We start from the raw sequence: 11,001 nt of genomic DNA on the forward strand, positions 1-11,001 counted from the left end.
CCGTTCTTGCCATGCGACCATTGACCATAGACATGCACCGTCTGGAGTACGCTCTGGATGGACGCGACAGCGCCGAGTACTACCTGGATCTAGAGAACGGCGAGATCCGCGCCGTCTTCCCGAGCGAGCCAGCACCCGGCGTCATGGAGAAATACGACGTACAGCAGGATCGCTACCTTCACATCGAACCGCTGGAGCTGGCGCAATCGATCGCCATGCGTGAAGCCTTCCTCTTCACCCAGCATGACCCCATCGCCCATGCAGTACTGAGCAATGCGCTCAAGGGCCGCAAGCCGCTACGCACATTCGATTTCAAGCTGGAGGACTTTCCAGAGGTCAGGGAGGCCTGGCTGCACTACCAGACCGTGCAGCTGCGCGAATATGCGGTCACCTGGTTGCGCGATAACGATTTGGAGCCAGTGCCGGTGCGGCACTGACATCCTGATCAGCTTTCGAGGAGAAAGGTCACCGGTCCGTCGTTGACCAGATGCACCTGCATATCGGCGCCGAAACGCCCGCAGGCTACCTGCGGGTGCTGGGCGCGCGCTTGCGCCAGCAGATAGTCATATAGCGCTTCGCCCTGCGCGGGTGGCGCCGCGCTGGAAAAGCTCGGCCGCAAGCCGCTGCGGGTGTCAGCCGCCAGGGTGAACTGGGAAACCAGCAGCAGACCGCCGCCGATATCCTTCAGCGAGCGATTCATCTTGCCCTGCTCGTCGCTGAAGACCCGGTAGTTGAGCAGCTTGTGCAGCAGCTTGTCGGCCCGCGCGTGGTCGTCTTCGCGCTCGACACCGACCAAGACGAGCAAACCCTGGTCGATGGACCCGACAACCTCGCCCGCTACCTCGACGCGTGCCTGGCGCACGCGCTGAATCAGCCCCTTCATTCGGCATCCGCCGGCGGCAGATCGAGCAGACGATGGGCGATCTCGCCGGCAGCACGCACCAGGGCATCGGCAATACCCAGCTCCGCCGCCGAATGCCCGGCATCACGGATGATCTGCAACTCGCTGTTCGGCCACGCCTGATGCAGCGCCCAGGCATTGTCCAACGGGCAGATCGCATCGTAGCGGCCATGCACGATGATGCCCGGCAGGTGGGCGATCTTCGGCATGTCGCGCAAGAGCTGATCCGGTTCGAGAAAGGCCTGATTGACGAAGTAATGGCATTCGATACGGGCCATCGACAGCGCCCGGTGGGTATCAGCAAAGCGATCGACCACCTGATTGTTCGGGCGCAGCGTCGCGGTACGCCCTTCCCAGCAGGACCAGGCCTTCGCGGCATGCATCTGGGCGATCTGGTCGGTCCCGGTGAGGCGTCGATGGAACGCCTGCATCAGGTCGTCACGCTCTTCGGGCGGAATCGGTGAGAGGAAATCCTGCCAATAGTCAGGGAACAGCCGACTGGCGCCCTCCTGATAGAACCAGGCGAGATCCTGTGGCCGGCAGAGGAAGATGCCGCGCAGGATCAGGGCGTGCACGTGTTCCGGGTAGGTCTGCGCATAGGCCAGCGAGAGCGTCGAGCCCCAGGAGCCACCGAACAGCACCCATTTGTCGATGCCCAGATGCTCGCGGATACGCTGCATGTCGGCGATCAGATGCGCTGTGGTGTTGTTTTCCAGGCTGGCATGAGGTGTCGAGCGGCCACAGCCGCGCTGATCGAAGGTGATGATGCGGTACAGGCTCGGATCGAAGAAGCGCCGGCTCATGGCGTCACAGCCACCGCCGGGGCCACCATGGACGAACAGCACGGGCAGACCATCCGGCGACCCACTCTCGTCGACATAGAGCACATGCGGTTCTTCTACCGCCAGCTCGTGCCGGGCGTAGGGTTTGATCTCCGGATACAAGGTCTGCATGGCACACTCCTGATCTGCGGCGGGCCGGCCGGCCCCCATGACGTTAGCGGCATCATAACGAGGTTAACGGAGTTGAGCATGTCAGCATGGAAAATAGCGGCGCTGGCGGTGCTGCTGGCACTCGTCGGCTGCGGTGGCAACACCCCGGAAGCGGCATTGCAGCTGGCGGTAGAGCAGTTGCAGGCAAAGCTGGAGAGCAAGCAGACCGGGGCACTGATGGAGCTATTGCATGCCGATTTCCAGGCCCAGCGCCAATACGACCGCGAGTGGGCAAGACGCACCGCAACGCTGATGTTCCTGCGTCATCGCAATGTTCGGGTAATCGCCCTCAGCCAGCGCAGCTGGGTCGATCCGACCTATCCTGATCGCGGCCATACCGAGGCGCAGGTAGCGCTCACTGGCGCCGAGGCACTGCTGCCGCAGCAGGCGGGGCATTATCAGGTCAGGCTCGAGTGGCGCCAGGAGCAGGGTGAATGGCAGCTGGCGCGCCTGGAATGGGACTGACAGGCCAGACGATCACTGCCGCCAGAGCAGCTCGCTGGTGTCATAACCGCGTCGCTCAGCCTCGTGGAGCAGACGCTTGCGTGTCGCCTGGTCGACTTCGGTATCGCGTGCCAGCAACCAGAGGTACTTGCGATCCGGGCTGCCGACCAGCGCCGTGCTATAGCCCTCATCCAGATAAAGCACCCAGTAGTGCCCCTTGGTCAGATCGGGAAAGAGCCGGCTGAACCAGTTATCGAAGCGTACCCAGAGCCGGTCGGTGCTGCCGGCTTGCTGCGGCACCGCTTCGCCTTTGGCTTCCTGCCAGTCGCCGTCTTCGGTTTCGCAGCGGTTGGTCACTGCCACGCTGCCGTCGGCCTGCAACTGGTAATGCGCTTCGGAGCGCACGCAATCACGCTGAAAGAACATCGGCAAGCGCGCCAGCTCGTACCAGGTTCCCTGATAGCGCTGGAGGTCCACCTCGCCTACGGTCTCGGGGGGCTGTTCGCGGCTACCACCCACGCATCCGCTCAACAGCGTCAGGCACAGCAGGACCACACTCGCACGCATCGGACTCTCCAAGCTACGTTGATAGCTACTTCAGGCCCTTGCCGGAAAACATCATCACTTGGTCGCCGGCGAACTGGACGCTGATGAAACGGTTCTTCTCACCCCAAGTGCAGCTGGACATACCCAGCGCACCCGCGCATTCGGAGGGCTTACCGAGCAGCTTTTCCACTTCCACCCGTTCCATGCCGGGCTTGAGCTTGGCGAAGTTCTCCTGGGTGACCGGACTGCAGGCAACCAGCAACACGGCGCAGGCAAGCAGAAATGGGGTACGCAATGACATATCGAGCTCCTTGCTTGTTCTAAGGTTCAATGCCCAGCGCAAAGGCGCCACAGGCGTTGCCCGAGTAGTAGCCGACCTCAGAAGGACGAGCCCGGCTGTTCCAGAAATAATTGCTCGGTGTCGCTGGATTCACGACCGAGAATGGCGTTGCGATGGGGGAAGCGGCCGAAGCGCGAGATCACTTCGCGGTGGCGCTCGGCGTAGTCGAGGAAGCCGAGGAACAGCGGCTGTTCCTGCTCATCGGCAATATCACGCAGAGCACTGAAGTGCGCGACCGCCAGGTCCTGCACCGCCAGGTTTTCCGCGTGCTCCAGCACCAGGTAGATGAACACGCGCTGGATCGGCGCCAGCAGCATGTCACCGCCATGCGCCAGACCGTCGCGAACAAGCTGTTGCGCGCGTTCGTCGCCGGCGAAGGCTCGTGGCGTTTGGCGATGGATCATGCGTGGTAGCTGATCGAGCAGCAGGATCAGCGCCAGCCAACCCTCGGGCAGCTCCGCCCAATCCTGCAGTTCACCGTTCAGCGCCTGCTCGACCAGTTCGCCGAAGCGCTCGCGCGCCTCGGCATCCTGCTGTGCTCGGTAACCGAACCAGAGCTGCTGCTTCTCGGCAGCGATCCCGGTTGCACTGGAGCCCTGGCCGAACCACCAATTCAGCAACTCCTGCCAGGGCGCCTGCATCGATCAGCCCTGATGGTAGCCGGTGACGCGCTCGACTTCTTCCTTCGAGCCGAGGAACACCGGCACCCGCTGGTGCAGCGATTCAGGCTGGATTTCCAGAATACGCTGCGTGCCGTTGGTAGCGGCACCGCCGGCCTGCTCGACGATCATCGCCATCGGATTGGCTTCGTACATCAGGCGCAGCTTGCCGGCCATGGACGGATCGCGGTTGTCGCGCGGGTACATGAACAGCCCGCCGCGGGTGAGGATGCGGTGCACGTCGGCGACCATAGAGGCGATCCAGCGCATGTTGTAGTTCTTGCCCAGCGGGCCTTCCTTGCCAGCCAGCAACTCGCCGACATAGCGCTTGACCGGCTCTTCCCAGTGGCGCTGGTTGGACATGTTGATGGCGAATTCGGCGGTGCTCTGCGGCACGCGTAGGTGCTCGTGGGTCAGCACAAAGCTGCCCAGCTCGCGGTCCAGAGTGAAGCCCATCACGCCGTGACCGAGAGTCAGGATCAGCATGGTCTGCGGACCGTAGATGGCATAACCGGCGGCCACCTGCTCGGTGCCCGGCTGCAGGAAGGCCTCCTCGCCGAGGCTGTCGTTCTGCGAGAAGCACTGGTTGGGGCAACGCAGCACCGAGAAGATGGTGCCGACCGAGACGTTGACGTCGATGTTGCTGGAGCCGTCCAGCGGATCGAAGACCAGCAGATAGGCACCCTTCGGGTACTTGCCGGGAATCTGGTAGGCGTTGTCCATTTCCTCGGAGGCCATGCCGGCCAGGTGGCCGCCCCACTCGTTGGCCTCCAGCAGAATCTCGTTGGACAGGACGTCGAGCTTCTTCTGCACTTCGCCCTGGATGTTCTCGCTGTCGGCGCTGCCGAGTACGCCGCCGAGGGCGCCCTTGGAGACCGCATGGCTGATTTCCTTGCACGCTCGCGCCACGACCTCGATGAGAAAGCGCAGATCAGCAGGCGTGTTGTTACTGCGAGTCTGCTCGATGAGGTAGCGGCTGAGGGTTACGCGTGACATGGAAATGACTCCGGAGGAAGGATAAACCCGCGCAGTTTAGCAGGCCGTAGGAAAACTAACTCCCCTCAGACCGGTCGCGCCCCCACAGAGTTCAGCGCAGCGGCAACCAGTTTGCCAGCACCGGTAGCGCCGCGTGCGAAGTGACCGCGCGCCGGGAACGGTGTCCCGGCGCGCGTGCCGTCACATCACTTTCCAGATCTCCCGGGCGTATTCGCGAATGGTGCGGTCCGAGGAGAACCAGCCGGTACGCGCCGTGTTCAGCACCGAGGAACGCCACCAGCGCTCAGGGTCGCGCCAGCGCGCTTCGACATCCAGCTGCGCCTGCCAATAGGCCTCGAAGTCGGCGCAGACCATGAAGGTGTCGTGCCAGCTGATGCCGTCCACCAGCCCGCTATAGCGCCCCGCGTCGCCGGGCGAGAACGCGCCGCCGCGAATCGCCGAGAGCACCTCGCTGAGCCGCGGCGAAGCGCCGATGATGGCTTCGGCGTTGTATTCGTTGGCCTGTTTGCGCGCGTTCACCTGCTGCGCGGTCAGGCCGAAGATGAACATGTGCTCCAGGCCGATCTGCTCACTCATCTCCACGTTGGCGCCATCCAGCGTGCCAATGGTCAGCGCGCCGTTGAGGGCGAACTTCATATTGCTGGTGCCCGAAGCCTCCAACCCGGCGGTGGATATCTGCTCGGATAGATCGGCCGCCGGAATGATGTCCTCGGCCAGACTGACGTTGTAGTTGGGCAGGAACACCACCTTGAGCAGGCCGCGCACGGTGGGGTCGGCGTTGATCGTATTGGCGATGTCGTTGGTCAGCTTGATGATCAGCTTGGCCTGGTGGTAGCTGGCTGCCGCCTTGCCGGCGAAGATCTTCACCCGCGGCACCCAGTTGCCGCCCGGATCGGAGCGAATCGCCTGGTACAGCGCGACGGTGTGCAGCAGGTTGAGCAACTGGCGCTTGTATTCGTGGATGCGCTTCACGTGCACATCGAACAGCGCGTTCGGGTCGACGCTGATGCCCAGCCGCTCCTGAATCACGTTGGCCAGATGACGCTTGTTGGCCAACCGCTGTTCGGCGAAGCGCCGGCGGAACGCGGCCTGTTCGGCAAAGGGCTCGAGCTCGCGCAGGCGGGTTTCCGGCTGATCGAGGACTTCCTCGCCGAGGTGCTCCACCAGCAACTGGGTCAGCTGCGGATTGGCCTGATAGAGCCAGCGGCGAAAGGTGATGCCATTGGTCTTGCTGTTGATGCGCTGCGGGTACAAGCCGTGCAGATCGGTGAATACGGTCTTGCGCATCAGCTGCGTGTGCAGCGCGGAAACGCCGTTGGTGCTGTGCGAACCCAGGAATGCCAGGTTGCCCATGCGCACCCGACGACCATGATCCTCTTCGATCAGCGACACCGAGCGCAGCAGCTCGGCATCGTGAATGCCCCGCTCGCGCAGGCAGTCCAGATGATGAGCGTTGATCAGGTAGATGATCTGCATGTGCCGCGGCAACAGGCGCTCCATCAGCCCAACCGGCCAGGTTTCCAGGGCTTCGGGCAGCAGCGTGTGATTGGTATAGGACAGCGTCGCCGTGGTCAGGCGCCAGGCCTGCTGCCACTCATAGCTGTGCACGTCGACCAGCTGGCGCATCAGCTCGGCCACGGCGATGGCCGGGTGGGTGTCGTTGAGCTGGATGGCCGTGTACTCGGGCAGGCTGTCCAACGAGCCGCGCTGCTTGATGTGGCGGCGCAGCAAGTCCTGCAGCGAGGCGGCAACGAAGAAATATTCCTGGCGCAGGCGCAGCTCCTGGCCCGCCTCGGTGCTGTCGGCCGGATAGAGCACGCGCGAAATGCTCTCGGCGCGAGCCTCTTCCGCCGCGGCGCCGATATGGTCGCCCGCGTTGAAACGTGCCAGGTGGAAATCCGCCTCCGGACGGGCACGCCACAGGCGCAGCGTGTTCACCCCGGCACCGCGCCAGCCGACGATCGGCGTGTCATAGGCGATCGCCCGCACGCCTTCGGCCCAGTGCCAGAAATGTTGCACCTCGCCCTTGTCGTTGGTGGTCGCGGTGACGCTGCCACCAAAGCCGATCAGGTACTTGACCTCCGAACGCTCGAACTCCCAGGGGTTGCCGAAGTCCAGCCAGGTCTCGGTCTGCTCGTGCTGCCAGCCGTCGACGATCGCCTGACGGAACAGACCGTGGTCGTAGCGAATGCCGTAGCCATGGGAGACCACACCGAGGGTCGCCATGCTTTCCATGAAGCAGGCCGCGAGCCGCCCCAGGCCGCCATTGCCCAGCGCCGCATCCGGCTCCAGCAGGCGGATGCGGTCGATATCCACATCGAGCCCGGCCAGCGCCTCGCGCGCCACTTCGAACAAGCCAAGGTTGCTCAGACTGTCGACCAGCAGCCGACCGATGAGGAATTCCAGCGAGAGGTAGTAGACCCGCTTCTGTCCGCTGTTGTAGGCCTCACGGGTGCAATCCATCCAGCGGTCGATGGTGCTGTCGCGGGTGGCCAGGGCTACCGCATGGAACCAGTCGTAATCGGAAGCGTTCTCCGGGTCCTTGCCCACCGAATAGGTGAGCTTGCGCAACACCCGCTCCCGGAAAGCGGCAACTTCTTCGGCGGTGGCAATGGCTGTTTCCTGCGTCATGGACAGACCTCGGTTAGCGAAGACACACAAGAGGGACTCGCGGCAGCCGTGCCCGTTCACCTCCGTTCGACGTTCCAGAAAAAGCGTTGCAGGTTTCCTTTACATCTGCGCTACCGCCCGTCCGGTCGCCGCTGTCGGACAGCGCTGGCAATCGCCGTGCGGCTCGCTATGATGCGCGCGCCCGAATGCCCCGAAAGACTGCCCGTGAAGACAAGACTGATCGCCTCCGCCGACCCCGAGCGCCTGGAAACCTGGGTGCGCTACAGCGCCGGCCTGTGCCGCGACTGTCATGCCACCTGCTGCACGCTGCCGGTGGAGGTGCGCATCGACGACCTGATTCGCCTGGAGCTGGTCGATGCCTTCGAGCGCGACGAGCCGGCAAAGAACATCGCCAAGCGACTGAGCAAGGCGGGCATCGTCGAGCACTTCAACCACAAGCATGAAATCTTCACGCTGACGCGCCTGACCAACGGCGATTGCCTCTATCTGGATCGCAAAAGCAGACTCTGCACGGTCTATGCCAAGCGCCCGGACACCTGCCGCAACCACCCGCGCATCGGCCCGCGCCCCGGGTACTGTGCCTATCGCAGCAAGACAGCCGGCTGAGCGGCGCACCATCGAACGTCGCCGCCGACACCTGCAGCACCAAAACCGGAACACCTGCAACGCAGCTGAAGAGCCGCTTTTACGCGCCCCGGCAAATGCCGTGAACGGACTGGCCAAACCGTGACTCAAGAGTCATGCTTGGCGTCTGTCTGTATCTTCGCAACGTTTAGGAACCTACCCGGCATGAGCCGCGATAGCCGCTACCTGGAAGCCATTCTCCACCACGACATCCCGCTGACCCGCTCGCTAGGGCTGCGCGTCGAACAGTGGGAAAATCACGAGTTGCGCCTGCAGGTACCGCTGCAGCCGAACATCAATCACAAGAGCAGCATGTTCGGCGGCAGTCTGTATTGCGCCGCCGTGCTGGCAGGCTGGGGCTGGTTGCACCTGCGGCTGCGCGAAGCCGGTATCGAAGACGGCCATATCGTCATCCACGAAGGCAAGATCGAGTACCCGTTGCCGGTAGTGGACGATGCGATGGCCATCTGCTCGGCACCAAGCCCCGAAGCCTGGGAGCGTTTCGAGTCGATCTACCGCCGCCGGGGCCGTTCGCGCCTGGAACTCAACAGCCGCATCCTCGCCGCCGACGGTCGTGACGCTGTGCGTTTCACCGGGCAGTTCGTCCTGCACAAGTAGGCCATCAGCATGGAACCGCTGTTGCGGCGGTTCCGCTCAGGCGCTAGATGGCAGCCACGCCAGGTTCAGCCGCGGTTGGCCAGCTCGATCAGCCAGTCACGCCAGTCGACGTCTTTGGGCAACGCCAGGAATGACGGATTGAGGTAGCTCGCGCGCGCCTCGTAGCGCAGCGGAACGCCGCTGACGTCCAGCACTTCACCGCCTGCCCCCTCCAGCACGCCTTGCGCCGCTGCGGTGTCCCACTGCGAGGTCGGCGCCAGACGCGGATAGCAGTCGGCGGCACCCTCGGCGAGCAGGCAGAACTTCAGCGAGCTGCCCACATTGGCCAGCGCCAGCTCACCGAATCGTTCGCCCAGACGGCCCAGCAACTGCTCCTGTGCCGGACTGCTGTGGCGTCGACTGGCCACCACGGTGAACGCGTCGACAGGCTGCCTGCGCACACGCAAGGGCTCTGCCGCGCCGTCCGCCTCGCTGCGCCACGCACCGAAGTCCTCGCCGCCGTAATAGCAGCGCCCGGATGCCGGGATGCCGACCACACCGAAACGCACCTTGCCCTCTTCGATCAGCGCGACATTGACGGTGAACTCCTCGCTGCCGGCGATGAACTCCTTGGTGCCATCCAGCGGATCGACCAACCACCAGCGCGTCCAGCTGGCGCGCTCGGCCAGCGACAGCTCGCAGTCCTCTTCGGAGAGCACCGGGATTGCGCCATCCAGCGCTCTCAGCCCGTCCGCCAGCACGCGATGTGCAGCCATGTCGGCAGCGGTTACCGGCGAGTCATCGGCCTTCGCCTGCACCGCCAGCTCGCTGCGCCAGTGCGGCAGGATCACCGCGCCGGCCTGGCGCACCAGATCGATTACCGACGACAGATACGGATGGTTCATTGGCCGAACTCTCCGCGCTGGGTGAGAAGATCGCGCGCCAGATAGAGCGCCGCCAGTGCACGCCCTTCGCTGAACTGCGGATGCTGCACCAGGCTCGACAGCTCGTGCAGGCTGACCTTGTCGAGCCGCATCGGCTCGGGCTCGTCGCCAGGCAGCTGTTCGGGATACAGATCGCGCGCCAGCACCACCTGGATCTTCTGGCTCATGTAGCCCGGCGACAACGACAGCTCGGTGAGCAGCTCCAGACGCCGCGCACCGAACCCGGCCTCCTCCTTGAGCTCCCTATTGGCAGCCTCGAGCACGTCTTCACCCGGCTCGATCAGTCCCTTGGGCAGCGACAGTTCGTAACTGTCGGTGCCGCCGCAGTATTCCTCGATCAGCAGCGCATTCTCCGCGTCGGCCAGCGCCACGATCATCACCGCGCCATAGCCGCTACCCCTGCCGACCAGGCGTTCATAGGTGCGCTCGACACCATTGGAAAAACGCAGCTGCAGTTCTTCGACACGGAACAGGCGGCTGCTGGCGACGATCTCACGGGCAAGTACTGTGGGTTTCTGGCGCATGGGAAACTCCTGGAAACGCGAGCGGCTATCATAACCCGGCTTATTGCACCGGCCGCGAACGCTTTGCGACCAGTTGACCGCAGCCGTCATTCCCTCCACCGCCGACCGAGCCCGCCAATGACCGCCAACCTGCCCTGGTCCGACATCGATACCGTCCTGCTCGACATGGACGGCACGCTGCTGGACCTCCACTTCGACAACCACTTCTGGCTCGAACTGCTGCCGCAGCGCTACGCCGAACTGCACGGCATCAGCCGCGCCATGGCCGAGCTGGAACTCGCGCCGCTGTTCAACGAACACGTCGGCAAGCTGACCTGGTACTGCCTGGATTACTGGACCCGCGAGCTGAACCTGCCGATTCGTGAAATGAAACGCGAGATCGCCGAACTGATCGCGCTGCGTCCCTCGGCCGACGATTTTCTCGCCGCGCTGCGCGAAGCCGGCAAACGTGTGGTGCTGATTACCAATGCGCACCGCGACTCGTTGTCACTCAAGCTCGAGAAAGTCGAACTGGCGCCCTGGTTCGACCGCCTGATCAGCTCCCACGACTACGGCTACCCGAAGGAAGAGCCACAGTTCTGGCACGCGCTGCGTCAGGATCTGGACTTCGATCCGGCACGTGCGCTGTTCATCGATGACAGCCTGCCGATCCTGCGCAGCGCCGGGCGTTTCGGCATCGCTCATCTGCTTGCGGTCCGCGAGCCGGATAGCCGGCGCCCGGCCAAGGACACCGAAGAATTCGCCGCGGTCGGCGACTATCGGGAGCTGGTGCGCAACCTGCTCGGCGAGCAAGCGTGACGGCA

13 protein-coding genes and 1 pseudogene are annotated in these 11,001 nt (G+C 63.8%); 5 read left to right on the forward strand and 9 right to left on the reverse strand.

The features are described 5' to 3' along the window. Positions 1-11: 11 nt before the first annotated feature. Positions 12-437 (forward strand): UPF0158 family protein, encoded by a 426-nt coding sequence (locus PSEST_RS19220; RefSeq protein WP_015278600.1) that lies wholly within the window; start codon positions 12-14, stop codon positions 435-437. Positions 438-445: 8 nt separating this feature from the next. Here PSEST_RS19220 and dtd read toward each other — a convergent pair whose 3' ends face one another. Further along, positions 446-883, reverse strand: a complete 438-nt coding sequence (gene dtd / locus PSEST_RS19225) for a D-aminoacyl-tRNA deacylase (protein WP_015278601.1) — start codon at positions 881-883, stop codon at positions 446-448. Then, the gene (gene pip / locus PSEST_RS19230) at positions 880-1,854 is read right to left on the reverse strand and encodes a prolyl aminopeptidase (protein WP_015278602.1); all 975 of its coding nucleotides are present in this window, start codon (positions 1,852-1,854) and stop codon (positions 880-882) included. The genes dtd and pip overlap by 4 nt, the downstream gene beginning before the upstream one ends. Positions 1,855-1,932: 78 nt before the next feature. Between pip and PSEST_RS19235 the strand changes: the two genes are divergently transcribed. Then, positions 1,933-2,358, forward strand: coding sequence for a hypothetical protein (locus PSEST_RS19235; protein ID WP_015278603.1), 426 nt, complete (start codon positions 1,933-1,935; stop codon positions 2,356-2,358). Positions 2,359-2,370: 12 nt separating this feature from the next. Here the strand turns inward: PSEST_RS19235 and PSEST_RS19240 are convergent, their stop codons facing one another. From PSEST_RS19240 to PSEST_RS19260, 5 genes are all read right to left on the reverse strand, one after another. Next, complete coding sequence (locus PSEST_RS19240; protein ID WP_015278604.1) at positions 2,371-2,904, reverse strand: lipocalin family protein; 534 nt, start codon at positions 2,902-2,904, stop codon at positions 2,371-2,373. A 25-nt stretch (positions 2,905-2,929) separates the two neighbouring features. After that, complete coding sequence (bamE, locus tag PSEST_RS19245) at positions 2,930-3,184, reverse strand: outer membrane protein assembly factor BamE domain-containing protein (RefSeq protein ID WP_015278605.1); 255 nt, start codon at positions 3,182-3,184, stop codon at positions 2,930-2,932. 77 nt (positions 3,185-3,261) lie between these two features. Further along, on the reverse strand, positions 3,262-3,864 hold the full coding sequence (locus tag PSEST_RS19250; protein WP_015278606.1) for a DUF924 family protein: 603 nt from the start codon (positions 3,862-3,864) through the stop codon (positions 3,262-3,264). 3 nt (positions 3,865-3,867) lie between these two features. Further along, positions 3,868-4,878, reverse strand: coding sequence for a class 1 fructose-bisphosphatase (locus PSEST_RS19255; RefSeq protein WP_015278607.1), 1,011 nt, complete (start codon positions 4,876-4,878; stop codon positions 3,868-3,870). Between the two features lie 180 nt (positions 4,879-5,058). Then, a complete protein-coding gene (locus PSEST_RS19260; RefSeq protein ID WP_015278608.1) occupies positions 5,059-7,509 on the reverse strand; it encodes a glycogen/starch/alpha-glucan phosphorylase in 2,451 nt (816 codons plus the stop codon). A 185-nt stretch (positions 7,510-7,694) separates the two neighbouring features. Here PSEST_RS19260 and PSEST_RS19265 point away from each other — a divergent pair. Together PSEST_RS19265 and PSEST_RS19270 are read left to right on the forward strand one after the other, a co-directional pair. Further along, positions 7,695-8,115, forward strand: a pseudogene (locus tag PSEST_RS19265) (YkgJ family cysteine cluster protein). A 183-nt stretch (positions 8,116-8,298) separates the two neighbouring features. Next, positions 8,299-8,751 (forward strand): thioesterase domain-containing protein, encoded by a 453-nt coding sequence (locus PSEST_RS19270; RefSeq protein ID WP_015278610.1) that lies wholly within the window; start codon positions 8,299-8,301, stop codon positions 8,749-8,751. Between the two features lie 65 nt (positions 8,752-8,816). Here the strand turns inward: PSEST_RS19270 and cysQ are convergent, their stop codons facing one another. Further along, positions 8,817-9,635, reverse strand: coding sequence for a 3'(2'),5'-bisphosphate nucleotidase CysQ (gene cysQ / locus PSEST_RS19275; RefSeq protein ID WP_015278611.1), 819 nt, complete (start codon positions 9,633-9,635; stop codon positions 8,817-8,819). Then, complete coding sequence (gene nudE, locus PSEST_RS19280; protein ID WP_015278612.1) at positions 9,632-10,198, reverse strand: ADP compounds hydrolase NudE; 567 nt, start codon at positions 10,196-10,198, stop codon at positions 9,632-9,634. The genes cysQ and nudE overlap by 4 nt, the downstream gene beginning before the upstream one ends. 117 nt (positions 10,199-10,315) lie before the next feature. Here nudE and yrfG point away from each other — a divergent pair, with 117 nt between their 5' ends. Then, a complete protein-coding gene (yrfG, locus tag PSEST_RS19285) occupies positions 10,316-10,996 on the forward strand; it encodes a GMP/IMP nucleotidase (protein ID WP_015278613.1) in 681 nt (226 codons plus the stop codon). The last annotated feature ends 5 nt before the right edge of the window (positions 10,997-11,001 follow it).

It is taken from the genome of Stutzerimonas stutzeri RCH2 (assembly GCF_000327065.1).
In the GTDB taxonomy this organism is placed as follows: domain Bacteria; phylum Pseudomonadota; class Gammaproteobacteria; order Pseudomonadales; family Pseudomonadaceae; genus Stutzerimonas; species Stutzerimonas stutzeri_AE.